This is a genomic window from Paracoccus sp. UBA889 (genome assembly GCA_002294185.1).
In the GTDB taxonomy this organism is placed as follows: domain Bacteria; phylum Pseudomonadota; class Alphaproteobacteria; order Rhodobacterales; family Rhodobacteraceae; genus Paracoccus.
This window is the reverse complement of record DBFD01000027.1, coordinates 50,591-76,187: the sequence shown is the minus strand read 5'-3', so window position 1 is coordinate 76,187 and position 25,597 is coordinate 50,591. Positions and strand designations below refer to the sequence as shown.

25 protein-coding genes are annotated in these 25,597 nt (G+C 63.5%); 18 read left to right on the top strand and 7 right to left on the bottom strand.

From position 1 onward, the window contains the following. Positions 1-1,003, top strand: a 1,003-nt coding sequence (locus B4L36_RS04850) for an aldehyde dehydrogenase family protein (protein WP_292953204.1), incomplete at its 5' end; no start/stop codon positions are given. A 33-nt stretch (positions 1,004-1,036) separates the two neighbouring features. Here B4L36_RS04850 and B4L36_RS04845 read toward each other — a convergent pair. The 3 genes from B4L36_RS04845 to B4L36_RS04835 all read right to left on the bottom strand — a co-directional run bounded on the left by B4L36_RS04845 (position 1,037) and on the right by B4L36_RS04835 (position 4,826). After that, positions 1,037-2,140, bottom strand: a complete 1,104-nt coding sequence (locus B4L36_RS04845) for a sensor histidine kinase (RefSeq protein WP_292953201.1) — start codon at positions 2,138-2,140, stop codon at positions 1,037-1,039. Between the two features lie 122 nt (positions 2,141-2,262). Beyond that, the gene (locus B4L36_RS04840) at positions 2,263-2,964 is read right to left on the bottom strand and encodes a response regulator transcription factor (protein ID WP_292953198.1); all 702 of its coding nucleotides are present in this window, start codon (positions 2,962-2,964) and stop codon (positions 2,263-2,265) included. Continuing rightward, entirely contained in the window at positions 2,946-4,826 is a 1,881-nt protein-coding gene (locus tag B4L36_RS04835) for a PAS-domain containing protein (protein ID WP_292953195.1), read from the bottom strand. Before B4L36_RS04835 ends, B4L36_RS04840 begins: the two co-directional genes overlap by 19 nt. A 208-nt stretch (positions 4,827-5,034) precedes the next feature. On the opposite strand from B4L36_RS04835, the gene B4L36_RS04830 reads away from it, so the two are divergent. From B4L36_RS04830 to rfbA, 17 genes are all read left to right on the top strand, one after another. Then, positions 5,035-7,011: an AMP-binding protein gene (locus tag B4L36_RS04830; protein WP_292953192.1), complete on the top strand. Its 1,977-nt coding sequence runs from the start codon at positions 5,035-5,037 to the stop codon at positions 7,009-7,011. Beyond that, positions 7,008-7,268 (top strand): hypothetical protein, encoded by a 261-nt coding sequence (locus tag B4L36_RS04825; protein ID WP_292953189.1) that lies wholly within the window; start codon positions 7,008-7,010, stop codon positions 7,266-7,268. The genes B4L36_RS04830 and B4L36_RS04825 overlap by 4 nt, the downstream gene beginning before the upstream one ends. A gap of 4 nt (positions 7,269-7,272) precedes the next feature. After that, on the top strand, positions 7,273-8,091 hold the full coding sequence (locus tag B4L36_RS04820; protein WP_292953186.1) for an ABC transporter ATP-binding protein: 819 nt from the start codon (positions 7,273-7,275) through the stop codon (positions 8,089-8,091). Between the two features lie 12 nt (positions 8,092-8,103). Then, positions 8,104-9,090: a branched-chain amino acid ABC transporter permease gene (locus B4L36_RS04815; RefSeq protein ID WP_292953183.1), complete on the top strand. Its 987-nt coding sequence runs from the start codon at positions 8,104-8,106 to the stop codon at positions 9,088-9,090. 108 nt (positions 9,091-9,198) lie between these two features. Continuing rightward, complete coding sequence (locus B4L36_RS04810) at positions 9,199-10,275, top strand: branched-chain amino acid ABC transporter permease (RefSeq protein ID WP_292953180.1); 1,077 nt, start codon at positions 9,199-9,201, stop codon at positions 10,273-10,275. A 52-nt stretch (positions 10,276-10,327) separates the two neighbouring features. Beyond that, positions 10,328-11,617, top strand: a complete 1,290-nt coding sequence (locus B4L36_RS04805; protein ID WP_292953177.1) for an ABC transporter substrate-binding protein — start codon at positions 10,328-10,330, stop codon at positions 11,615-11,617. 54 nt (positions 11,618-11,671) lie between these two features. Further along, entirely contained in the window at positions 11,672-12,493 is an 822-nt protein-coding gene (locus B4L36_RS04800; RefSeq protein WP_292953174.1) for an ABC transporter ATP-binding protein, read from the top strand. Between the two features lie 11 nt (positions 12,494-12,504). Then, entirely contained in the window at positions 12,505-13,725 is a 1,221-nt protein-coding gene (locus B4L36_RS04795; protein ID WP_292953171.1) for a phenylacetate--CoA ligase family protein, read from the top strand. Between the two features lie 91 nt (positions 13,726-13,816). Then, positions 13,817-14,578, top strand: a complete 762-nt coding sequence (locus tag B4L36_RS04790) for a flagellar motor protein MotB (protein WP_292953168.1) — start codon at positions 13,817-13,819, stop codon at positions 14,576-14,578. A gap of 87 nt (positions 14,579-14,665) precedes the next feature. Beyond that, entirely contained in the window at positions 14,666-15,982 is a 1,317-nt protein-coding gene (locus B4L36_RS04785) for a flagellar hook protein FlgE (protein ID WP_292953165.1), read from the top strand. 34 nt (positions 15,983-16,016) lie between these two features. Beyond that, complete coding sequence (flgK, locus tag B4L36_RS04780; RefSeq protein ID WP_292953162.1) at positions 16,017-17,474, top strand: flagellar hook-associated protein FlgK; 1,458 nt, start codon at positions 16,017-16,019, stop codon at positions 17,472-17,474. A 98-nt stretch (positions 17,475-17,572) separates the two neighbouring features. Next, on the top strand, positions 17,573-18,490 hold the full coding sequence (locus B4L36_RS04775) for a flagellin (protein ID WP_292953159.1): 918 nt from the start codon (positions 17,573-17,575) through the stop codon (positions 18,488-18,490). Positions 18,491-18,522: 32 nt separating this feature from the next. Beyond that, positions 18,523-19,593: a flagellar basal body P-ring protein FlgI gene (locus tag B4L36_RS04770; RefSeq protein WP_292953156.1), complete on the top strand. Its 1,071-nt coding sequence runs from the start codon at positions 18,523-18,525 to the stop codon at positions 19,591-19,593. Positions 19,594-19,713: 120 nt separating this feature from the next. Continuing rightward, complete coding sequence (rfbC, locus tag B4L36_RS04765) at positions 19,714-20,274, top strand: dTDP-4-dehydrorhamnose 3,5-epimerase (protein WP_292953153.1); 561 nt, start codon at positions 19,714-19,716, stop codon at positions 20,272-20,274. Then, entirely contained in the window at positions 20,271-21,311 is a 1,041-nt protein-coding gene (gene rfbB, locus B4L36_RS04760) for a dTDP-glucose 4,6-dehydratase (protein WP_292953150.1), read from the top strand. Before rfbC ends, rfbB begins: the two co-directional genes overlap by 4 nt. Next, complete coding sequence (gene rfbD / locus B4L36_RS04755) at positions 21,308-22,165, top strand: dTDP-4-dehydrorhamnose reductase (protein ID WP_292953147.1); 858 nt, start codon at positions 21,308-21,310, stop codon at positions 22,163-22,165. Before rfbB ends, rfbD begins: the two co-directional genes overlap by 4 nt. After that, positions 22,162-23,043: a glucose-1-phosphate thymidylyltransferase RfbA gene (rfbA, locus tag B4L36_RS04750; protein WP_292953144.1), complete on the top strand. Its 882-nt coding sequence runs from the start codon at positions 22,162-22,164 to the stop codon at positions 23,041-23,043. Before rfbD ends, rfbA begins: the two co-directional genes overlap by 4 nt. Positions 23,044-23,066: 23 nt before the next feature. Here rfbA and B4L36_RS04745 read toward each other — a convergent pair whose 3' ends face one another. Genes B4L36_RS04745 through flgG form a run of 4 tightly spaced genes read right to left on the bottom strand, consistent with a single transcriptional unit; the run spans position 23,067 to position 25,596 of the window. Further along, complete coding sequence (locus tag B4L36_RS04745) at positions 23,067-23,633, bottom strand: hypothetical protein (protein WP_292953141.1); 567 nt, start codon at positions 23,631-23,633, stop codon at positions 23,067-23,069. A 9-nt stretch (positions 23,634-23,642) separates the two neighbouring features. Beyond that, positions 23,643-24,368 carry a flagellar basal body L-ring protein FlgH gene (gene flgH, locus B4L36_RS04740; RefSeq protein ID WP_292953138.1) on the bottom strand — a complete coding sequence of 242 codons (726 nt, stop codon included), beginning with the start codon at positions 24,366-24,368 and terminating at the stop codon, positions 23,643-23,645. Positions 24,369-24,394: 26 nt separating this feature from the next. Beyond that, a complete protein-coding gene (gene flgA / locus B4L36_RS04735; protein ID WP_292953135.1) occupies positions 24,395-24,811 on the bottom strand; it encodes a flagellar basal body P-ring formation chaperone FlgA in 417 nt (138 codons plus the stop codon). Beyond that, positions 24,811-25,596, bottom strand: coding sequence for a flagellar basal-body rod protein FlgG (gene flgG, locus B4L36_RS04730; RefSeq protein ID WP_292953132.1), 786 nt, complete (start codon positions 25,594-25,596; stop codon positions 24,811-24,813). Before flgG ends, flgA begins: the two co-directional genes overlap by 1 nt. Position 25,597 lies beyond the last annotated feature (1 nt).

Below are 25,597 nucleotides of genomic sequence, written 5' to 3'. Positions count from 1 at the left end.
CACGCCGTGGAACTGGCCGATGAATCAGGTCACGCTGAAGGTGATTCCGGCGATCCTCGCGGGCGATACCTGCGTGCTGAAACCCTCGGAAATCGCCCCCCTCTCGTCGCTCCTCTTTGCCGAGATTCTGCACGAGGCGGGGCTGCCCAAGGGCGTCTTCAACCTGGTGAACGGCGATGGAGCGGGCGTGGGCAGCCAGCTTTCGACCCATCCCGAGGTTGACATGATCAGCTTTACCGGCTCGACCCGGGCGGGGATCGCGATCACCAAGGCGGCGGCGGACAGCCTGAAGAAGGTGGTGCTGGAACTGGGCGGCAAGGGTGCCAACATCGTCTTCGCCGATGCCGACGACAAGGCGGTGGCGCGCGGGGCCACACATTGCTTCTACAACAGCGGCCAGTCCTGCAACGCGCCGACGCGGATGCTGGTCGAACGTTCGGTCTATGATCGCGCGGTCGAGACGGCGGCGCAGGTGGCCGAAAAGACCGGCGTCGCATCGGCGCATCAGCCCGGCACGCATATCGGGCCGGTCGTCAGCAAGGGTCAGTGGGAAAAGATCCAGGATCTGATCCAGAAGGGCATCGACGAGGGCGCGCGCCTGGTCGCCGGCGGCACCGGATTGCCCGAAGGCGTCAATCGGGGCTATTTCGTCCGTCCCACGGTCTTTGCCGATGTCAGCAACGACATGACCATCGCCCGGCAGGAAATCTTTGGTCCGGTCCTGTCGATCATTCCCTTCGACAGCGAGGAAGAGGCGATCCAGATCGCCAATGACACGCCCTATGGGCTGACCAACTACGTCCAGACGCAGGACGGCGCACGGCGCAATCGCGTGGCCCGGCAATTGCGTTCGGGCATGGTCGAGATGAACGGCGAGCCGCGCGGGCCGGGTTCGGCCTTCGGCGGCGTCAAGGCATCGGGACGGGCCCGCGAGGGCGGTGTCATGGGCCTTGAGGAATTCATGGATTCCAAGGCGATCAGCGGCTGGGATCGCGACGCCTGATCCTCACGAGGCGCGCGGCGCGGCGGGCCGGTCTCAGCCCGCCGCGCTGACGAATTCGATCCCGATGGTCAGGCCCTCGCCTTCGCTGGACTGGATGTTCAGCTCGCCCTGCAACTCGGCCGAGATGATCGCGGCGATCTGCATCCCCAGACCGTCCTGTCCGCCCAGGGCGATGTCGGGCAGCCCGACGCCGTCGTCGCGGCAGGTCAGTTGCACCTTGCCATCGCCGCTGCCGCGTTCGGCGGTGACGTGAACCATGCCGTGACGACCATCCGGGAAGGCGTGCTTGAAGGAATTCTGCACGAATTCGTTGACCAGCGTACCCACCGCGACGGCCTGTTCGGACGAGACGGCAAGATTGTCGGCCTTGACCTGCAGCCGGACATGCGAGGGCGCGATTTCGGCCAGATGCCCGGTCAGGTTGGCCATGTAGCGGCCCAGATCGACGATCCGGCCGCCATCGGACCGATACAGTTCCTCGTGCAGCCGGGCCACCGCGTCGATGCGCGATTGCAGCGTCGAAAGCGCCTCGGCCGTCTCGCGGTGACGCGCCCGCCTTGCGGCCAGACGGACCAGCGAAGCCAGTGATTGCAGCGAATTCTTGACCCGGTGATCGACCTCCTTGCGCAGCATTTCGGCATGGGCCAGCGATTTGCGCAATTCCATCCGTGCCATGATTTGCGCGGCCAGCACCCGCAGCGTGTCGCGTTGCAGCGGGGTCAGCTTCGCGGGTCTCCTGCCCAGCACGCACAGGGTGCCCAGTGGCAGGCCGTCGCTGGTCTTCAACACGGCGCCGGCATAGAAGCGAAATCCCTCGCGGCCCGTGCAAAGCGGGTTGTCGATGGTGCGCGGATCGTCCTGCGTGTCGGCGATTTCCAGAATGTCGTCGCCCAGAAACGCATGGGTGCAGATGGATTCCGTCAGCGAGGTCTCGCGCCGGTCGATCCCGGTCGCGGACTTGAACCATTGCCGGTCGGCATCGACGAAGCTGATCAGCGCGACGGGCATGTCGCAGATCGCGCCCGCAAGATGCGCAATCTCGTCATATTCCGATTCGGGATCGGTATCGAGGATCTCGTAGGACCGAAGCGCCGCAAGCCGGGCGGCGTCGTCGGGATGCTGGGGGGCAAGCGCCATCACGAATCTCTGGAAAGAAGGCGGCAGCGTGCCGCGGGCTGTGGCGGCGTTCTCTGGTCTCGCCGGGGATTGACGAACCGCTTATCGGCTTGTCGGCGGCGAAACAACCGCCGCGAACCGGTTCAGGAGGTTTCGGCAAGAAAAATATAGCCCGCACCGTAGATCGTCTTGATCAGCCGCGGGTTCTTCGGATCCTCGCACAGCTTGTTCCGCAGGCGCGAGATGCGCACATCCATCGCCCGGTCGAAGCTGTCGCCGGCCGCGCCGCCCAGCGTTTCCAGCATCTGCGCGCGGGTGATCAGGCGGCGCGGATGATCGGTGAAAAGACGCAGCACCTCGGCCTCGGCATGGCTGAGCGGCGTCTGGGCGCCATCGGGCGCGGTCAGCATGTAGCGATCGAAATCGGCGGTCCAGCCTGCAAAGCGTGCTTTCGCCGCCCCGCAGCCCTGCACCGCGGCGGGGCGGCGCAGCCGGGCGCGGATGCGGGCCACCAGTTCGGCCGGTTCGAAGGGCTTGATGATGTAATCGTCCGCGCCCAGTTCCAGCCCGGTCACGCGATCCTGCACCTGCGCCCGCCCCGAGACGATGATGATCGCCGCCCCCGATTCGGTCGCCAGCCGGTGCACCAGCGCCAGCCCGTCGCGGTCGGGCAGGCCCAGATCGATCAGGCAGGCATCGGGGGTGATACGGCGCAGCGCGGCCTCGAACTCGGTCGCCCTGGCGAAGCCCTGGGTGCGAAAGCCCGCATCCTGCAGGACCGAGGCCAGAAGCCGACGGATCTCGGGTTCGTCGTCGAGAATCGCGATCAGAGGGGGCTCGGACATGCCGGTGCTTTCGTCTGGGACAGGGCGGCTGCAAGCCGGGCCGTCGTGAAGGGCTTGGTCAGGACCGGGCCGGACGCGCGGGCGCGGACCGGATCGCCCGGCGGCAGCGATGTCATCAGCAGCATCGGCAGCGGACCCGCCAGATCAAGGCCCAGCCCGTCGCCAAGCTGCATGTCCGACAGGATCAGCGTCAGCCCCGGCAGGTCGGACATGGCGCGGGCCTCGGACAGGCTGGCGGCCTCGATCACCGCATGGCCCAGCCCGGTCAGCATCGCGCGGATATCGGCGCGGATCGTGTCGTCATCCTCGACCAGCAGCACCATCTGCCTTGCCACCGGCCTGCGTGGCAGGCGCAGGGTCACCAGGGCGCCGCGCGCGGTGTTGTCCAGCCGCATGGTCCCGTCCATCAGCTTGGTCTGGTCATAGACCATCGACAGGCCGAGGCCCGACCCCTGTCCGGCCTTGGTGGTAAAGAAAGGCTCGGTCGCGCGGCGCAAGGCCTCGTCGGAAAAGCCGTGGCCGGTATCGGCGACCGCGATCTCGATCCATTCGCCGCTGCGACGGGCCGACAGCGTGATCCGGCCGCCCGGCCCGGCAATGGCGGCATTGGCGTTCAGGATCAGGTTCAGCGCCGAATCCTGCACCGCGCCGGGATCCAGCAGCAGCGGCTGGGATCCCAGGTCGCAATCCAGATGCAGCTTGATCCCGTCGCCCAGCGAGGGGCGGGCCAGCGCCGCAACCTCGTGCAGCAGAGCCGGCAGATCGACCGGTTGCAATGCCACCTCGCGCGGGCCGCTGATCCGGGCCAGCCGGTCCAGCAGCGCGGCACCGCGACGGGCGGCGGCCAGCGTGGCATGCACATCGCCCGCCGCGTCCTCGGGCAGATCCCGCGCCGCCAGCCGCCCCTGCAGGCCCAGGATGATGGTCAGCAGGTTGCCGAAATCATGCGCCATCCCCGATGTCAGTTGCGCCGCAAGGCTGCGCTTGCCCGCATGGCTCAGCGCCTCGCGCGCCTGCACCTCGGCGCTGACATCGGTCGACAGGACATAGACGCCGTGCCCGGCCCGATCCGGGGTCAGCGCGATGCGGATGCGGCGGCCCGAGGGCGCATGGGTCATCTCGAAGACCTGCGGATCGCCGGCCAGGGCGCGGTCCAGCCGGGGGCGAAGCGTGGCGAAGCTGCCGCTGCCAAGCGCTTCTTCGATGCTGCGGCCGATGATGCCGGCATCGCTGCCCGGAAAGACCTGCGGCAGCTGCCGGTTGGAAAAGGTATAGCGGTAATCCGCATCCACATGGGCGATATGGGCCGGCACCATTTCCGTCACCTGCCGGATCCGCGCCTCGCTGCGGGTCAGGACGCGCTGCGCCTCTTTCAGCGCGGCGTTGGTAGCGGCCAGTTCGCGGTTGGCGGCGGACAGGCGTTCGGCATGATCCAGCACCTGTTCGGACAATTCCTCGGACCGGGCGCGCAGCAATGATTCCTGACGCCTGATTTCGGTGATGTCGGTATAGACCGTCACCCAGCCGCCCTGCGACAGCGGCGCGCCCTCGACCGCGATCCAGCGGCCATTGGCACGCTCGCGTTCGAAGTAATGCGGCTGGAAGGTCCGCGCCTGTTCGACGCGAAAGGCCACCGCCGCCGGCGGGTCGTCCTGCGGGCCATATTCGCCGCGCTCGACCAGAAACCGGATCGTGTCCTCGAACCGGGTGCCGGGCCGGGTCAGGGTCTCGGGCAGATCGAACATGGCCTGATACTGGCTGTTGGCGACCGCCAGCCGCAGATCGGCATCAAAGATCGACAGCGCCTGCCCGATCAGGTTCAGCCCCGACCGCGTCAGATCGGCGGGCAGGTCCGCGATCATCCCTTCCTCCGCTTGCATCCGTTCCACTGACCCTCCTCCCCCCTCAGCAGCGATAGCATCGCCCCGCGAGCCATGAAAGCGATGTAACATTTCGTTGGATTCGTGAAAAATTGCGGCAAGAATTGGCGATCAGGATGGTCGCATCCCGGCCGTGCGGAGGAGGCGCGCCCGGGATCGCGCGGGCACGGCGCCGCGACAGGGAGGAAAGATGACGGACCCGCAGACGCCGGAGGGCGAATTGCATTCGATTCCCGCGCTGCTCGCGCGGAACGTGGCCCGTTACGGTGATCGCCCGGCATGGCGCGAGAAGGAATTCGGCATCTGGCAAAGCTGGACCTGGGCCCAGGCGGCCGGGGAAATCCGTGCGCTGGCGCTTGGCCTGCTGACGCTTGGGCTGCGGCCTGGCGATCGCGTCGCCATCATCGGGCGCAACCGGCCTGCCCATTACTGGGGGATGATCGCGGCGCAGATGTGCGGGGCGGTGCCGGTGCCGCTGTATCAGGATGCGGTGGCCGACGAGATGGCCTTCGTGCTGGATCATTGCGGCGCGCGTTTCGTGCTGTGCGGTGATCAGGAACAGGTCGACAAGGTCCTGGAAGTCGAGGACCGCGTGACGGGGATAGAGCGGATCCTCTATACCGACAGACGCGGGATGCGACGATACGACCATTCGCGCATGGATGCGCTGGCCGATGTGCAGGCCGAGGGGCGCGACGCGGCGCCGCGACTGGACGCGGAACTCGATGCCCGGATCGCGGGTCTGGGCTACGACGACACCTGCGTCATGCTGTATACCAGCGGCACGACCGGCAGGCCCAAGGGCGTGGTCCTGTCGAACCGCAACATCATCGAAACCTCGAAGAACAGCGCCGAATTCGACCGTCTGACGCAGCGCGAGGATATCGTGGCCTACCTGCCGATGGCCTGGGTCGGCGATTTCATCTTCTCGGTCGGGCAGGCGCTGTGGGCCGGGTTCACGGTGAACTGCCCCGAGGACGCGCAGACGATGATGACCGACATGCGCGAGATCGGACCGACCTATTTCTTCGCGCCGCCGCGCGTCTTCGAAGGACAATTGACCAATGTCATGATCCGCATGGAGGATGCCGGCCGCTTCAAGCGCTGGCTGTTCGGGTGGTGCATGTCGGTCGCCCGGCGTGTCGGCCCCGCGCTGCTGGATGGCAAGCCGGTAGGCCCTGGCGACCGGCTGGCCTACGGGCTGGGACGGGTTTTCGTCTACGGACCATTGAAGAACACGCTGGGCCTGTCCCGCATCCGTGTCGGCTATACCGCGGGGGAGGCGATCGGCCCCGAGATCTTCGATTTCTACCGCAGTCTGGGGATCAACCTGAAACAGCTCTACGGCCAGACCGAGGCCAGCGTCTTCATCACCCAGCAACCCGACGGCGAGGTCAGGTCCGACACGGTCGGCGTGCCCAGCCCCGGCGTCGAGGTCAGGATCGCCGACACCGGCGAGGTTTTCTATCGCAGCCCCGGAACCTTCGTCGAATATTACAGGAACGCCGACAGCACGGCCTCGACCAAGGATGCCGAGGGCTGGGTCGCGACCGGCGACGCGGGCTTCTTCGAAGAGGAAACCGGCCATCTGCGCATCATCGACCGTGCCAAGGATGTGGGCAGGATGGCCGACGGCACGATGTTCGCGCCCAAATATATCGAGAACAAGCTGAAATTCTATCCCAACATCCTGGAAGCCGTGGCGATCGGGAATGGCCGCGATTTCTGTGCGGCGATGATCAATATCGACCTGAATGCGGTCGGGAACTGGGCCGAGCGGAACAACATCGCCTATGCCAGCTATCAGGAACTGGCCAGCCATCCGCAGGTCTACGCCGCGATCCGCGCCCATGTCGAAGAGGTGAACCGATCCGTGGCCGAGGATCCGATGCTGTCGGGCTGCCAGATCCGCCGGTTTCTGGTCCTGCACAAGGAACTGGATCCCGATGACGGCGAGATGACCCGCACCCGCAAGGTCCGCCGCGCCGTGATCGGCGAGAAATTCGCCGATCTGGTCGCGGCGCTCTATGACGGCTCGGACAGCATCTATACCGAAACAGAAGTGACCTACGAGGATGGCCGCAAGGGCAAGATCAAGGCGACGCTGAAGATCGAGGACGTGCAGGTCTTCGGCGATGCGCAGGGACAGAAGGTGGCGGCGGAATGAGCAGGGCGGTGGTCACCTTCAGGCCCAGCTATCTGAGCGGCGGGCTGATCGCACTGGCCGGGCTGCTCCTGGCCTGGCTGCTTCCGGGTTTCCTGCCGGCCTGGATGAGCGATCTGGTCGCCGGGGCGCTGACCGGCGGTTTCGGTGTGGCCGCGGCCAGCCGGCTGTGGCCCGGCCTGCCGCTGAAACAGATGATCCAATATGGTCCGGCCGTGGCGCTGTATGGCGTGATCGTCGGCCTGATTGCCGGGAACTAGGCCGATGCTGGACAGGACCGAAGGCTACACCACCCCCGATGGCCGACAGATCGGCGGCGTGCTGATGGAGTTGAAGGACATCACCCTGCGGTTTGGTGGTGTCGTCGCGATCAAGGAGATCAGTTTCGACATCCGCGAGGGCGAGATCCGGGCGATCATCGGGCCGAACGGGGCCGGGAAATCCTCGATGCTGAACGTCATTTCGGGCTTTTATCATCCCCAGGACGGAGAGGTCTGGTTCAAGGGCCGCCGCCGCCCGCCGATGCGGCCCTATCAGGTCGCGCGGCTGGGCATCGCGCGGACGTTTCAGAACATCGCCCTGTTCGACGGGATGACGGTCCTGGACAACATCATGACCGGCCGGCTGAACAAGATGAGGTCCGGCCTGCTGAGCCAGGCCCTGTGGTGGGGCGCGGCCGAACGCGAAGAGGTCGAAAACCGCGCCGAGGTCGAGAAGATCATCGATTTTCTGGAGATCCAGAACATCCGCAAGACCCCGGTCGGGCGACTGCCCTATGGTCTGAAGAAGCGCGTCGAACTGGCCCGCGCCCTTGCGGCCGAGCCGGGCTTGCTGCTGCTGGACGAGCCGATGGCGGGCATGAATGTCGAGGAGAAGGAAGACATGAGCCGCTTCATCCTGGACGTGAACGACGAATTCGGCACCACGATCTGTCTGATCGAACATGACATGGGCGTCGTCATGGACCTGTCGGACCGGGTGGTGGTGATGGATTACGGCCGCAAGATCGGCGATGGCACCCCCGATCAGGTGCGTTCGAACCAGGAGGTGATCGACGCCTATCTGGGGGTCGCCCATGACTGACAAGGGAGCGCTTTGATGGAACAGCTGATCTTCGCCGGCGAAGTTTTCCTGAACGGGCTGATGACCGGCGTGATGTATGCGCTGGTGGCATTGGGCTTCGTGCTGATCTTCAAGGCCTCGGGGGTGTTCAATTATGCGCAGGGCGTCCTGGCCCTGTTCGCGGCGCTGACGCTGGTCGGTATCCAGAAGGGACAGGTGCCCTTCGCGGATCTGATCAATGCGGTCTTCGGCAGCCGTCTGGAGCAGTTCGGCTGGACGGTGCCGGCGGCGCTGGCGATCGTGCTGGCGGCGCTGGTGATGGTCCTGCTGGCCTTCCTGATCGAGACGCTGATCCTGCAACATCTGGTCGGGCAGGCGCCGATTATCCTGTTCATGGCCACGATCGGACTGGCCTATTTCCTCGAGGGGCTGGGCGACGTGATGTGGGGTGCCAATATCAAGGCGCTGGACGTGGGCCTGCCGCAGGGGATTTCGGACGGCATCGAGCAGGTCACGGCGGGCTGGTTCGGATACGGCTATTTCATCGACCGGCTGGACATCTGGGCCACGATCATCGCGGCCGCGCTGGTCTGCGCGCTGGTGCTGTTCTCGCAATATACCAGACAGGGCCGCGCCATGCGGGCCGTGGCCGACGACCATCAGGCGGCGCTGTCGGTGGGAATCTCGCTGCGCTTCATCTGGGTCATGGTCTGGTCCATCGCAGGTTTCGTGGCGCTGGTCGCAGGGATCATGTGGGGCACCAAATCGGGTGTGCAGTTCAGTCTGTCGCTGATCGCGCTGAAGGCCCTGCCGGTGCTGATGCTGGGCGGCTTCACCTCGATTCCCGGTGCCATCGTCGGCGGGCTGATCATCGGCGTTGGCGAAAAGCTGTTCGAATTCTTCATCGGCCCGATGGTGGGCGGGGCGACCGAAAACTGGTTCGCCTATGTCCTCGCGTTGCTTTTCCTTGTCTTCCGGCCACAGGGCCTGTTCGGCGAGCGGATCATCGAAAGGGTTTGAGGATGGCGCATATGGCCAAGGGCGGAGTGGGTATTTGGACAACGGAGATACCGGTTTCTTCGTTGCACAAATACCCGGACGCGGCGACGGGGAAGGCGGGGGGCGGCGATGCTGTATCGTGAGGCGGGCGATTTCAAGACCAGCTACCGCGAGGACGGACAGACCTTTCCGATCCGGCTGGATCGCTGGGGCTATTATGCCGTCCTGGCGGTGGCATTCGGAATCGTGCCATTCCTCATCAACGATTACTGGGCCAGCGCGGTGCTGGTGCCGTTCCTGATCTATGCGGTGGCGGCGATGGGGCTGAACATCCTGACCGGCTATGCCGGTCAGGTCAGCCTGGGCACAGGGGGCTTCATGGCGGTAGGGGCCTATGCGGTCTACAAGCTGATGACCGCCTTTCCAGAGGTCAACATCGTCCTGCACATCCTGCTGGCCGGCGGCATCACCGCCATCGTCGGCATGGTGTTCGGCCTGCCGAGCCTGCGGATCAAGGGTTTCTACCTGGCCGTCGCCACGCTGGCTGCGCAGTTCTTTCTGGTCTGGCTGTTCAACAAGGTGCCCTGGTTCTACAACTACTCGGCTTCGGGCCAGATCACGGCGCCCGAGCGGACCCTGCTGGGCTATGCGATTACCGGACCGGCCAGTTCGGCGGCGGTGAAATACCTGGTCTGCCTGTGTTTTGCGGTGGTGCTGGCATGGGTCGCGCGGAACCTGACGCGCGGCACGCTGGGGCGCAAGTGGATGGCGATCCGCGACATGGATATCGCCGCCGAGATCATCGGGGTCAATCCGCTGACCGCCAAGCTGTCGGCCTTTGCGGTCAGCAGCTTTTTCGTGGGCATCGCCGGAGCGCTGCTTTTCGCCGTCTATCTGGGCGCGGCCGAGGTCGGCGAGGCTTTCGGCATCAACAAGAGCTTTCTGGTCCTGTTCATGATCATCATCGGAGGGCTGGGCAGCGTCTTCGGCAGTTTCGCCGGCGCGGCCTTTATGGTCCTGTTGCCGGTCCTGCTGAAGAATCTGCTCGTGGGCGGGTTTGGCTGGCCCACCAATCTGGCCGCGCATATCGAACTGATGATCGTGGGCGGACTGATCATCCTTTTCCTGATCGTCGAGCCGCACGGTCTGGCCCGGCTGTGGCGACTGGCGAAGGAAAAGCTGCGGCTCTGGCCGTTCCCGCATTGACGCAGAAGACCGGGACGGACCCGGCCAAAATCATCTTGGGGAGGAGACCCGAATGAAGACGAAACTGACCGCATTGGCACTGGCCGCGACCCTGGCCGCGGCCGCGCCCGCCAGGGCCGAACTGGTCGTGCCCAGCCTCAGCTATCGGACCGGCCCCTACGGGGCGAACGGCACGCAATATGCCGACGGCTTTGCCGATTACTTCACGCTGCTCAATGAACGCGACGGCGGTATCGGCGGCGAAAGGATCCAGGTCCCTGAATGCGAGACCGCCTATAACACCGAAAAGGGCGTCGAGTGTTACGAGGCGACCAAGGATACCGGCGCGCTGGTCTATAATCCGCTGTCCACCGGCATCACCTATCAGCTGATTCCGAAGGTCAGCGTGGACAAGAAGGTGCTGTATACGCCCGGTTACGGACGCACCTCGGCCAAGAACGGCAAGGTCTTCGAATGGGTCTTCAACGCTCCGGCGAATTACTGGGACGGGGCCTCGGTGGCGATCAAGTATCTTCTGGACGAGAATGGCGGAGATCTGAGCGGCAAGAAGATCGCGCTGGTCTATCATAACAGCGCCTATGGCAAGGAACCGATCCGCACGTTGCAGAAGCTGTCCGAGAAGCACGGCTTCGAATTGTCCGAGATTCCGATCGACCCGCCGGGGCAGGAGCAGAAAAGCCAGTGGCTGCAGATCCGCCGCGAAAGGCCCGATTACGTGATCATGTATGGCTGGGGTGTGATGAACCAGGCCGCCATCCAGGAGGCCGCCAATATCCGCTTTCCGATGGAAAATTTCATCGGCATCTGGTGGGCCGGTTCCGAGGTGGATGTGTTGCCGGTGGGCGCGGGCGCCAATGGCTACAAGGCACTGACCTTCAACGGCGTCGGCATGGATTACCCGGTCTATGACGACATGAGGAAATTCGTCATCGAACCCGGCAAGGCCAGCCAGGGCGGGCAATATGTCGGCTCGGCCCTCTATTCGCGCGGCATGTATGCGGCCGTCGTGATCGCCGAGGCGATCAGGAAGGCGCAGGAAATCGCGGGGACGGCGGCGATCGATGCCCAGCAATTGCGCGACGGTTTCGAGCAGCTCGACATCACCCCCGAGCGTCTGACCGAGATCGGCCTGCCGGATTTCGGCCCCGAGATCAGCCTGAGCTGCGCCAACCACGGCGGCAGCGGCATGGCGCGGCTGCAGCAATGGGATGCCGAGGCCAAGCAGTGGAACCTGATCAGCGATTTCACCGAGCCCGATCAGGAGGTGCTGGAGCCTTTGATCGCCGAAGACAGCGAGGCCTATGCCAAGGAAGCCGGGATCACCCCGCGCGACTGCAACTGAGGCCGTTCCCGGCGGCGTTGACCGCCGCCGGGACCGCCAGACCGGAGACATGCCATGTTCGACGCCGACCCGCGCGAGACACTGCTGGAAGTCAACAATATCGAGGTGATCTACAACCACGTGATCCTGGTGCTGAAAGGCGTCAGCCTGTCCGTGCCCAAGGGTGGCATCACCGCGCTTCTGGGCGGCAACGGCGCGGGCAAGACAACGACGCTGAAGGCAATCTCGAACCTGCTGGCCAGCGAACGCGGCGAGGTGACGAAGGGCAGCATTCTCTATCGTGGGGAACGGGTGGCGGATCTGAACCCGGCGGCGCTTGTCACCAAGGGCGTCATACAGGTGATGGAGGGGCGGCGGTGCTTCGAACACCTGACGGTCGAGGAAAACCTGCTGACCGGCGCCTATACCCGCAAGGATGGGGCGGCAGCGATCCGCCGCGATCTCGACATGGTCTATGATTATTTTCCCCGCCTGCGCGAGCGGCGCAGATCGCAGGCGGGCTATGCCTCGGGCGGCGAACAGCAGATGGTCGCGATGGGCCGCGCGCTGATGTCGCGCCCGGAGACGATCCTGCTGGATGAACCCTCGATGGGACTCGCGCCGCAACTGGTCGAGCAGATCTTTCAGATCGTGAAGGCCGTGAACGAGGGCGAGGGCGTGACCTTCCTTCTGGCCGAACAGAACACCAACGTCGCCCTGCGCTTTGCCCATTACGGCTACATCCTGGAAAACGGCCGCGTCGTCATGGACGGGCCCGCGGATGCGCTGCGCGAGAACCCGGATGTGAAGGAATTCTATCTCGGCATGTCCGATGAGGGACGCCGATCCTTTCGCGACGTGCGCAGCTATCGCCGCCGCAAAAGATGGCTGGCGTGAAGGAGTTCGCGATGCCCCGCTACTACGACCACCTCGAAAGCCGCGATCCCCGCGACCGCGATGCGGCGATGGCGGTCCAACTGCCCGCCGCCATCCGTCGCGCGAAGTCCGCGCCGGCGCTGGCGCGGCTGCTCGGTGACATCGATCCCCGTGTGGTGACGGGTCGCGCGGCCCTGGCGCAGCTGCCGGTGGTCCGAAAGGCGGATCTGTCCGAAGCGCAGAAGATCTCGCCGCCCTTCGGCGGTTATACGACCCGATCCGCCGCCGAATTCGACCACGTCTTCCAGAGTCCGGGACCGATCTACGAGCCCGGTCGACGGGAAGGTGACTGGTGGCGGCTGGGCCGGTTCCTTCATGCCGCGGGCGTCGGGCGCGGCGATATCGTGCAGAATTGCTTCGGCTATCACCTGACCCCGGCCGGAATGATGTTCGATTCGGCGGCCCGTGCCGTCGGTGCGGCGGTTCTGCCCGCGGGCACCGGCCAGACCGATCTGCAGGTGCGCGCGGCGGTCGATATCGGCACCACCTGCTATGCCGGAACGCCGGATTTCCTGAAGGTGATCCTGGATCGCGCCGATGCTCTGGGCGAGCGTCTGGGCTTTGCCAGGGCTGTGGTCGGCGGCGGTGCGCTGTTCCCATCGCTGCGGCAGGAATATCAGGATCGCGGCATCGTGACACGGCAATGCTATGCCACCGCCGATCTGGGCAATATCGCCTATGAAAGCGAGGCGGGCGAGGGAATGATCGTGGACGAGGGCGTCCTCGTCGAGATCGTGCGTCCCGGCACCGGCGATCCGGTTGCGGAGGGCGAGGTCGGCGAGGTTCTGGTGACCGCGCTGAACCCGGATTATCCTCTGATCCGCTTCGCAACCGGCGATCTGTCCGCCATCATGCCCGGAACCAGTCCCTGCGGGCGCACGAATATGCGCATCAGGGGCTGGATGGGCCGAGCCGACCAGACGACCAAGATCAAGGGCATGTTCGTGCGTCCCGAACAGGTCGCAGCGCTGGTCGCGCGCCATCCCGAAATCCTGCGTGCGCGCGTGATCGCGGACCGCGATGGCGAGATGGACGTGATGATCGTCCAGCTCGAATCCTCCGCCGGGGCGGGGGCCGCTTTCGACGGTTCGGTGGTGGATACGCTGAAACTGAAGGGCCGGATACAGATCGTCGCTCCGGGCAGCCTGCCCAATGACGGCAAGGTCATCGAGGATCGCCGCAGCTATGATTAGACGCGGAATGTCAGGCATTTGATCCGTTAACTTGTTTCGTGCGCCGCCCGGCCCGAGATTGCCAAGCTGTGATCGAAAGGCAGGTGGCGACATGGCCGTGGGCAAGGGATCGCCGCCGGCGATCATCATCAAGCGCAGCGTCGAAAGCGGTGAAGCCGGCCATCATGGCGGCGCATGGAAGGTGGCCTATGCGGATTTCGTGACCGCGATGATGGCCTTCTTCCTGCTGATGTGGTTGCTGAACGCCACCACGGAAAAGCAGCGGACCGGCCTGGCGGAATATTTCAACCCGACCCTTGTGCGCACTCCGGGCGCGTCCGGAGACGGGGTCGAGGCAGGCATGCGCTCTGCCGTCGTGCAGGACCTGCCCGACAGTGAAAAGGCCGCGGAATTCGACGACATCTCGCGCCGGATCCAGAATCAACTGTCCGGAACAGGCGCCGAATCGATGCAGATGACGAATCTGCTGCGGCATGTCGTGACCCGGATGACCGATGAAGGGCTGGTGATCGAATTGTCTGACCTGACCGAGCAGCCGCTTTTCATGGATGACACCGCACAGCCGCAACCCGCACTTGAAGAACTGGCCCGGATCATTGCCCGCGTTCTGGGCCAGGTCCGCAACCAGATCGCAATAGCCGGTCATGTGCGTGCCTATCCCGAAATGCTGGTGACTTCGCCTGTCTGGGCGCTGTCGGATGCCAGGGCTCATGCGGTTCGCAACCTGCTGGAACGCGGGCGGCTGGATCCGCAGCGGATCCAGCGTGTGACGGGATATGCCGATCGCAAGAACCGCTCGGCCAATCCGATGGACCCGGTCAACAACCGGATCGAGCTGATTTTACTGAGATAGACGATTTTGGCCTGCCGCGATTAGGCGAATCTTAAGGCCCGTGCCGCAAGGTGCCTGTCAAACCTGTACTCGACGAAAGGTCACTTCATGTCCATGTCATCCGCGATGAATGCCGGCGTTGCCGGTCTGTCGGCGAATTCGACCCGTCTGGCGACCATTTCGGACAATATCGCCAATTCCGGAACCTACGGCTACAAGCGGATGGAAACGGACTTCAACGCTTTCGTCCTGCAGCAGAACCGCACGGCCGGGCTTTACTCGGCGGGCGGTGTTCGGGCCAGCACGCAGCGGATCATCGATGAAGACGGCGCGCTCGTCACCACGTCCCATCCTCTTGATATCGCCATCAGCGGGCGCGGAATGTTGCCCGTGACCTCGGCGGTCGACATGGACAACGGCTTTGACGAACTGCCCTTCATGATGACCCGGACAGGCTCGTTCCGAACCGATTCGGAGGGCGTGTTGAGGACCGAATCCGGCCTTGTCCTGATGGGCTGGCCGGCGCAGGCGGATGGTACCGTGCCGCTGATGTCGCGCGACACGATGCAGGGTCTGCAGCCGGTGCAGATCTCTGCCAACCAGACGTCGGGCGACCCGACGACGCGCGTCAGCCTTGGTGTCAATCTGCCGGCGACCGAGACCGAGCCGACCGCACCGGGTGATCCGATGAGCCTGAAGGTCGAATATTTCGGCAATCTGGGAACCTCGGAATCACTCGATTTCACCTTTACCCCGGACACGACCGATCCGACCGGCATGTCGAATATCTGGACCGTCGAGGTCCGCGATTCCGCCCTCGATCCGACGGCGAACGTGGTGGGCAGCTACCGGATCGAATTCGACGACAGCATGTCGGATGGCGGCAGCATTCGCAGTGTCACCACGCTGAGTGGCGGCGCCTACGACGCGGCCACCGGCAATCTGGGACTGACGGTGGCAGGTGGTCCGATGGACGTGTTCATCGGGACGCCCGGCGGCACGACCGGCTTGCGCCAGCTCTCGGCCAGCTTCTCACCGACCAATATCACGAAGAACGGATCTCCGGTCGGACAATTGACGACTGTCGAGGTCGATCAGGACGGTTATCTCAAGGCGACCTATGATACCGGCTTCGTCCGCACTCTCTATCAGGTGCCCGTGGTCGATGTTCCCAACCCCAATGGGCTCATTTCACTCGACGGCCAGGCGTTCAAGATTTCTCCGACCTCGGGTAATTTCTTCCTGTGGGATGCCGGCGATGGGCCGAGCGGATCGGTCCAGGGCTATGCGCGCGAGGCTTCGACGACGGATGTGGCCGAAGAACTGACCTATCTGATCTCGACCCAGCGGGCCTATTCGTCGAACGCGAAGATCATTCAGACCGTGGACGAGATGCTGCAGGAAACCACGAATATCAAACGCTGACCCGGAAGGCGGCATCTGGCCAAGGAGACCGGAGATGAGTATCGCAAGGGCGCTTTCGAACGCGATGTCGGGGCTGACGGCGACGGCACGCGGGACCGAAACGGTCGCCGCCAACATGGCGAACGCGATGACGCCCGGATATGCTAGGCGCGAGCTTGCCGTTTCCGTTCAGACCCTGGGCGGCAATGGCGGTGGTGTCCGCCTGGACGGTGTGACCCGCGTCGTCAATGCCAGCCTTGTCGCCGAGTCGCGCCTTGCCGGATCGGCCAGCGCCGAGGCCGGGATTCGCTTGAATTTCCAGTCCGCGATGGAAAAGCTGGTCGGCCTGCCGGGTGAAACCGGCGCTTTGGCGACCCTGCTGGGCGATTTCCGCACGGCACTGCAATCGGCGTCCGCTCGTCCCGATGATGAGATTCGGCTGGGCCAGGTCGTCATCGCGGCGGATCGTCTTACGAAGGGTTTGAACGCCGCTTCAAACCAGGTTCAGAAGTCGCGCCAGATGGCCGACCAGGCTATCGCCGCAGATGTCGCGACCCTGAGCGCCTCTCTCGAGCGGGTCGCATATCTGAACCGGCGCATTTCGATCCTGGAATCGAACGGCTCCGACCCCTTGTCTCTGATTGACGAAAGGGCCTTGGTCGTCGACCAAATCTCGAAGATCGTGCCGATTCAGGAAGTCGCGCGCGAGGCGGGCAAGATCGCATTGTTTACCATTGAAGGGGCGGTCCTGCTGGACGGAACCACACCGACCGAGCTCTCCTTTACAGATTCAGGCGAACTGACCGCTGACAGCGTGGTTGGAAGTGGCTCGGTCACGCGACTGTTCGAGAATGGTCAGGAATTGTCAGCCAGCCAGATGCGCCCTTTCGCCGGTGGTTCGCTGTCGGCGAATTTCGCCATCCGCGACGATCTGGCGCCTCAGCTTCAGCAAGAGCTGGACGCTCTGGCCTTCGAATTGCACGAGCGACTGGCGGATCCATCCGTGGATCCTTCCATCACGGCGACTGATCCCGGCCTTTTTACCGATGCAGGATCGCGAGCGGACGTGGCATCGGTCGCCGGACTTGCCGCCCGGCTGCAGTTGAACGATTCGGTCAGGCCGGAAAGCGGTGGCGCATTGTGGCGCATCCGCTCTGGCGCGGGCGCTGTTTCCAGTTCCGCCGTGGGGGATTCAACCTATCTCAACGCGCTCGCCAACGCGCTTGAGGCGGTCGGCGCACCGCTTGCGGGCAGCGGCTTCGACGGCAATGCCAGTTTCGCGGCGCGGCTCGCCAGTGTCGAATCGCGGGTCGCCACGCGCCGAGTAAATGCGGAAGCAGACGCTGCGGTCCGCAATTCCCGTGCTGAAACGATTTCCTCGCGCTTGATGGCCGATGGCGTGGACAGCGACGCGGAAATGCAGCGCCTCTTGGAATACGAACAGGCCTATGCGGCGAACGCCCGCGTGATCCAGGCAATCAACGAGATGATGGACCAAATTCTGAGGCTTTGACCATGAACGTGAATTCTTTGGGTGATCAGGCACGCGCCTTTGCGTTGCAGGCCGCCTCGAACCGGATCAAGACAACGCTTGCGACGCTCAGCGATGAATTGTCCAGCGGCGAGGTCAAGGATTTGTCCGGCCGTTTGGGCGGGAATACGCGCGTTCTGAACGACATCGAATCGCGATTGTCGATGGCGGCGCAATACAGCCGGAACGCGAGGGAAGCGGCATCACTGACCCAAGGGATGCAGGACGCGCTGGTTTCCACGAACGACATGTCGGTTGCCTTGTCGTCGGCGCTTTTGTCCGATGCCGGCAATGCGACCGTCACGACCCTCGCTGCTCATGCGGCTGACGCGGCCGGCGTTTTCGAATCGACCGTTGCGCGTTTCAACGGGGCCGTGGCTGGACGCTATTTCTTCGCGGGTACGAATACCGATCAGCCGCCGCTGATGGCGGCCGGACAGATTCTGGACCAACTTGAGACGGTTGTTTCGGGGTTGAATACCGCAGGCGATGTGACTGCTGCCGTTGCAGCCTGGTTTGATGCGGCGCCGGGTGCAGGGGGTTTTTCCGACTTGGCCTATTCCGGAAGCGTGGACGAAGCGCAGAACATCGCGATTGCGGAAGATAGCAGCATCGTGCTGCGGACCACGGTGCTGTCTCCGGCCCTGCGCGACCAGTTGAAGGGTTTGGCAACCGCGGCGCTTCTGGATCGTGGTGTCCTGGCGGGTGATCACGCGGAAAGAAGCGCATTGTTGCAAAACGCGACCACCGCGATCGTTTCCAATCGCGATTCTCTGCTGTCAGAAATGGCGAGAATCGGATTGAACCAGCAATTGGTCGAGCGTGCGCAGAGCGAGACTTCAGCGGTCGAGGCTACGCTGACCAGCGCCCGCAACCAGATCAGACAGGCCGATCCCTATCAGACCGCTGCGGCAATCACCGAGGCCCAGAGCCAGCTTCAAACGCTCTATGCGGTGACTGCGAGGCTGTCAAAACTCAGATTGGTGGATTTCCTGTGAAACGACTGATATCATTTGTCTGTTCGCTTGTCATGCTGGTGCCCCTGATCGCAGGGGCAGCCCCGGTTCGCATCAAGGATCTGGCTGATTTCGACGGAGTTCGCGGGAACGATCTGGTCGGCTATGGCTTGGTCGTGGGCCTGGACGGCACCGGCGACGGTTTTCGCAATGCACCTTTCACCGAGGAAATGCTTGCCGGCCTCCTGGAGCGGTTGGGGGTAAATGTCACCGACGAAGCACTGCGATCGAAGAACGTCGCCGCCGTCGTCGTGACAGCGACCTTACCACCCTTCGCGCGGTCGGGCAGTCGCATCGATGTCAGCGTCTCTACCATAGGCGATGCGAAAAGCCTGCTTGGGGGCACGTTGGTCATGACCCCGCTTAAGGCTGCCGATGGAGAAATCTACGCCGTGGCGCAAGGCTCGATCATTGCGGGTGGCGTTTCGGTTTCCGGCCAGGCGTCGCGCGTCGTCCAGGGCGTGCCGACAGCCGGTGCCATACCGGTTGGCGCGCGTGTGGAACGCGAGGTTCAGTTCGATTTTGCGGAGATCCAGAATATCCGCATCGCCCTGAGGAATGCCGATTTCACCACGGCCACCCGCGTAGAGGACGTGATCAACCGCGACTTCAAGCTTCGCATCGCGACGACTCAGGACAGCGGCACGGTGATCGTGGAGTTTCGCAACCTTGGCGAGGTAAACCCCGCCCGGGTATTGGGTCGGATCGAGAATCTGACCGTCGAACCCGAGGATCGCGCGAAGGTAGTGATCGATCCGAAGGCCGGAACAATCGTCATGGGGGAAAAGGTGCGCATTTCGCGCGTTGCCGTTTCGCAAGGCAACCTGACCCTCAGGGTCAGCGAAGCCCCGGTCGTCTCCCAGCCAAATCCCTTTGCCCAGGGGGAAACCGTGACTGTTCCGCGAACATCGTCAGAAATTCGCGAGGAGCCGGGCATCGGCTTTGCCGAGGTTGCGGGCGAAACGTCGCTGAGCGATCTTGTCGAAGGGCTGAATTCACTGGGCGTCAGGCCACGCGACATGATCGATATTCTGAAATCGATCCATGCCGCAGGGGCGCTTCATGCCGATCTGATCGTCGAATGAGGTCCGGATGAAGGCGAATCGGCGAAGTCGGAAGCGGCAGGTCGGATCAGGCCCTCTCCGCGGTTGAAGTTCCAGCTGTTTTGAGGTTGGATCCGCGGGAAAGCGATTGATGGCATCAGCATGTATATCGAGAAGACCGACTTGGATGGCGTGCTGATCATCACCCCGATCCGGCATGGTGACGACAGGGGGTTCTTCTCTGAAAGCTGGAGCAGAAAGTCGCTGCTCGAGGCAGGTATCGATCTTCCCGAATTCGTTCAGGACAATCATTCCCTGTCTTCGCATGCCGGAACACTGCGCGGGCTTCACTATCAGGCGCCACCACATGCGCAGGGAAAACTTGTCCGTTGCGGTCGCGGACGGCTTTTCGACGTCGCCGTGGATGCCCGGCAAGGCAGCCCGGATTTCGGGCGCTGGATCGGGGTCGAGCTTTCCTTTGCAAACGGCCGGCAGATCTGGATCCCGGCGGGCTTTCTGCATGGTTTCGTGACGCGCGAACCCGAAACCGAAATCGTCTACAAATGTACTGATTATTATGATCGTGCCAGCGACGGTGTCGTCCGCTGGGACAGCCTGGGGATCGATTGGAGTGTGGCGGATCCCGTTCTGTCGCAAAAGGATGCCGCAGCCCCTGCCTTCGGCGACTGGACGAGTCCATTTGCGCTCGGGGAACCGGGATGAGGATTCTTGTCACCGGCGGCGCCGGTTTCATCGGCTCAGCCGTTGTGAGGCGGGCTATCGAACGCGGGCACCAGGTCGTGAACCTCGATGCGCTTACCTATGCTGCGAATCCGGCAAATGTTGCGAGTGTCGCGGGAAATCCGCGCTATTTTTTCGAAAAGGCGGACATTCGCGACCGGGCGGCGCTTGATCGCGTGATCGCCCGCCACCGTCCAGAGGCGATCATGCACCTCGCGGCTGAAAGTCATGTCGATCGTTCGATCGACGGACCTGCGGCCTTCATCGAGACGAATATTCTGGGAACTTTCAATCTGCTGGAGTCGGCAAGGGCCTATTGGGTCGCCCGAGGGCGGCCGGATCACTTCCGCTTCCATCACATCTCGACCGACGAGGTTTTCGGCAGTCTCGGCAATGAAGGACAATTCATCGAGGACACGCCCTATGATCCGCGCAGTCCCTATTCGGCAAGCAAGGCAGGCTCCGATCATCTGGCAAGGGCATGGCACGAGACCTATGGCCTGCCGGTCGTTCTCACGAATTGTTCGAACAACTACGGGCCTTTTCATTTTCCCGAAAAGCTGGTTCCGGTCGTCATTCTCAGGGCACTTGCGGGACAAAGCATACCCGTCTACGGCGATGGCGGAAACATCCGCGATTGGCTCTATGTCGAGGACCATGCCGATGCCTTGCTGCTGGTGCTGGAAAAGGGCCGGACGGGACGCAGCTACAATATCGGCGGAGAAAACGAGGCGACCAATCTGGAACTGGTACGGATGATCTGCGCGCAGATGGATGTCTTGAAGCCCGAAAATGGGCCTCATGGGCGGCTTGTCACCTTCGTGCCTGACCGGCCGGGGCATGATCGCCGTTATGCCATCGATCCCACACGCATTCGCAGCGAATTGGGATGGCGTCCCTCGGTGACCATAGAGGAGGGGCTGCGCCGGACCGTCCGGTGGTATCTGGACAATCCCGCGTGGTGGCAGCCCTTGCTGGGGCGGGACGGCGTCGGGAAGCGGTTGGGGACCGGTCGGTGAAGGGTTTGCTGGTCTTCGGTCTGAACGGACAACTGGCGCGGGAATTGCGTGGCCTGGCTCCAGAGGCGATTTTCCTCGGCCGGCAGCACGCGGATCTGTCAAGGCCGGAGCGCTGCGCCAAGGTGATCGGGACAATCGCACCCAGCGTCATCGTGAACGCAGCCGCCTATACCGCCGTCGACCGCGCCGAGACGGAGCGCGACCTTGCCTGGAAGATCAATGCCGAAGCGCCGGCCGAGATGGCGCGAGCGGCGAAAGCGTTGGGCATTCCCTTTTTGCATGTCTCGACCGACTATGTCTTCGACGGTTCAAGCCTGACGGCGTGGTCCGAGGATGATCCGACCAGAGCACTGGGGCAATACGGCGCCAGCAAGCTGGCCGGCGAACAGGCCATCGCCGATACGGGTGGGCGATGGGCCGTCCTGAGGACGTCATGGGTCTTTTCGGCGCATGGCAGCAATTTCGTGAAGACCATGCTGCGCCTCGGCGCGGAAAGGGAGATTCTGTCCATCGTCGCGGACCAGTCGGGTGGACCGACCCCCGCGAGGGATATTGCTCAAGCCCTGCTGCACATGGCAAGTCGGATGCTGACTGCAGAAACAACGCGCGGCATCTATCACTTTGCCGGAACCCCCGACGTGTCCTGGGCGGATTTCGCGCGCGAGATCTTTTCACATGCCGGCCTCACCTGCGAGGTGCGCGATATCGCGACGGCGGATTACCCGACGCCCGCCCGGCGCCCTTTGAATTCCAGACTGAACTGCCGCAAGATCGAGCGGGATTTCGGAATTTCACGCCCGGATTGGCGCGTTGGTCTGCAAGATGTGCTGCGTCAGTTGAAGGAGACAGCATGACCACGCGCAAGGGCATTGTGCTGGCAGGCGGATCGGGCACCCGGCTCTATCCGATCACGATGGGCGTGTCGAAGCAGCTTCTGCCGCTCTATGACAAGCCGATGATCTATTATCCGATCAGCGTTCTCATGCTGTCCGGAATCCGTGAGATCGCGATCATCACCACGCCGGAGGACCAGACCCAGTTTCAGCGACTGCTGGGTGATGGCAGCCAATGGGGACTGCGTTTCGAATGGATCGCGCAACCCTCGCCCGACGGGTTGGCCCAGGCATATCTTCTGGCCGAGAATTTTCTGGCCGGTGCACCCTCGGCGATGGTGTTGGGCGACAACATCTTCTTCGGGCATGGGTTGCCGGTGTTGCTGCAATCGGCCCATATGCGATCCGACGGCGGGACCGTTTTCGGTTACCGTGTCGCCGACCCGGAACGCTATGGCGTGGTGGATTTCGATGCGGCAGGCCGCGCGCGGGCGATCATCGAAAAGCCTGAAAGACCGCCTTCGAATTTCGCGGTGACTGGGCTGTATTTCCTCGACGGCAGCGCGTCACGGCGTGCGGCAAAGGTGCGACCTTCCGCACGGGGCGAGCTTGAGATCACGACATTGCTGGAAAGCTACCTTCAGGAAGGCGCGCTGACCGTCGAAAAGATGGGGCGCGGCTTCGCCTGGCTGGATACGGGAACCCATGCAAGCTTGCTGGATGCGGGAAATTTCGTGCGCACGCTGGAAAATCGGCAGGGTCTTCAGACCGGATGCCCGGAAGAAATTGCCTTCGAGGCCGGATGGATCAGCGCCGATCAGCTGAGCGCGCGTGCCGAGAAATTCTCGAAGAATTCCTACGGGCGGTATCTTCGCGCGCTGCTGGGAGATCGCGACTGACATTGGTGCCGGTGTCTTGCCGCTCAACTGGTCTGCCGTGCGATATCCTCGATCAGGACGGCGTCGATCTGCAGGTCCGTCGCGGCGCGGGCGGCCTTGAGCAATTCTTCGCGCAGAACGCGCTGTGACGGTTCGGTCGTGAAATTGCCGTCGAAACCGCCGGTATTGGCCTGGATCATCAACTGACGCAGCAAGGCGTCGCGCAGCCGGGATTCCTGCTTCTGCACCTTTTCCAGTTGTGCGGCATCGGTTTCGATGGTCAGGGTCACGATCATCATCGCGCCCATGTCGCCGTTTCGCATCAGCGGCACGAAGAATTGCGAAGGGAAGGTGAACCAGCCACGACCTTCGGTCTTCTCGTCGTTCCCACCGGAATCTCCATAGCCCGAGGACGCGCTGGCATCGGCCTTCGCGTCTTTTTCGCCGCCTGCCTGATCGGCCCGAGCGTCATCGGCGGGTTGCTGCTTGCCCTCCGTCGACGAGGCGATTTCGGTATTCCCGCTTTCGGTCGAAGGGCGCAGGATCTCGCCGCCGGCGATGCCGCCGCCAAGCGCGGCAAGCGGCAGCAGGAATGTCAGGATCTTCTTCATCGGCGGTCCTCAATAGGGCAGAAGGATATCAGCGATCTGCTGGCCATAGCGGGGTTGCTGCACATCCGTGATCTGCCCCCGACCGCCATAGGAAATGCGCGCACCGGCGATGCGGTCATAGGCGATCTCGTTGTTGCGGTCGATGTCGCCAGGCCGCACGAACCCGCTGACCGTCAGTTCGCGCAATTCGTAGTTCACCCGGACCTCTTGGGTGCCCTCGATCTGAAGGGTTCCATTGGGCAGCCGGTCGGTGACCGTCGCCGCGACCCGCAAGGTCAGCTTGTCGCGACGCGAGATATTGCCGCTGCCCTTGTAGGTCGAAGATGATTTCGCGTCGGCCAGATTGTCGAAGCTGGCGCCGTCCGGCAGCTTGTTGGCCAGCCGCTGCGGAATGCCGGCCATCTGCGGCATCGACATCTTGTCGCCCGCCGCGCGCGAACGGCCCGACGAATTGCTGATCTCTGCGCGATCGTCGATCTGGATCACCACCGTCAGGATGTCGCCGCGCGTCGCCGCACGCCGGTCGGTGATCAGAGAGGATGTGGTCCCGGCCCACAGCGATGCCGCAGCCTCCGGTCGGCCAGAATCGACCGGAATTTCCAGCGGCGGATTGGTCATGGCGATGAATTCCTCGCCTTCGCGGGGTGAGGTCAGTTGCGGCGGCCGGCCGATATTGGCGGCGCGGGAACAGGCACCCAATGCAAGGGCAAGGCAAAGCAGGTGGATCGGTTTCATCGGAATTCCTTGGCTTCTGCGCCGCGTCAGTTCAGCGTCGTGAGGCTGCCGTCTTCTTCGACGAGAGCATTGATGATGGAACGTGAATCGAGGTTCATCACCCGGATCACGTCGCCCGCCGCACCGTCCGACAGCGTCCGGCCCTGGGCATCGATCCGCAAGGCGCCGCGACGGAATGACAGGCGCACGATCTGGTTGCGCCCGACCAGCTTCGGGGCTTGCAGCAACGTCGCCTGGATGGGACGGCCCTCGTATATCGTGATGCGGGTCTGCAACCCGATGGCCTGCGACGGATCGTCCAGACCGGGCCGTTTGCTGTCGATGGCCCTGAGATCGGCGGCGGTGATGATGGTGCCCGCGGGCAGGGTGCGCGCCGCCGCCAATCCGCCGGCCGAGGCAGGCAGGGCGACCAGCAGCGCCGCGATTGTTGCAAGCGCCCGCATCACCGCACCTGCGTCGTGGCGCCGAGCATCTGGTCGGCGGCGGTGATGACCTTGGCGTTCAATTCGTATCCACGCTGTGCCTGGATCAGTTCGGTGATCTCGCGAACCGCGTCGACCGAACTGTCTTCCAGATAGCCCTGCCGCAAGGTGCCCAGACCCTGCTGACCGGGATTGGCAACGCCGGCCGCGCCAGAGGCCGCGGTTTCGAGGAACAGGTTCGACCCGATCGCCTCCAGCCCCTTTTCATTGGCGAAGCCGGCAAGCGTCAGTTGCCCCAGCAATTCCGGCTCGACGCGATCGTTGAAATAGGCATAGACCTCTCCCGCGGCGTTGATCGAGATTGATCGGGCATCATCGGGAATGGTGATTTCCGGCACCACGGGGTAACCATCCGAGGTCACGATCTGGCCTTCGGGTGACCTTTTCAGTCCGCCATCGCGTGTATATCCCGAGATCCCGGAGGGAAGCGTCACCTCCAGATAGCCGTCACCGTCGATCGCCAGGTCCAGATCGCCGCCGGTCTGGGTCAGCGAACCTTGCTGCAGGTTGATGCTGACGGCGGTGGGGCGGACGCCCAGGCCCAGTTGTACGCCGGCGGGGATAACGGTGCCATCGGCGGCGGTGACGGTGCCGGGGCGGGTGGCCTGCTGATATTGCAGATCCGCGAATTCGGCGCGCCGGGCATTGTAGCCGGTGGTGGACATGTTCGCGAGATTGTTCGAGATGACCTCGACCCGCGTCTGCTGCGCGCTCATGCCGGTTGCGGCGATTTGCAGGGCTCTCATG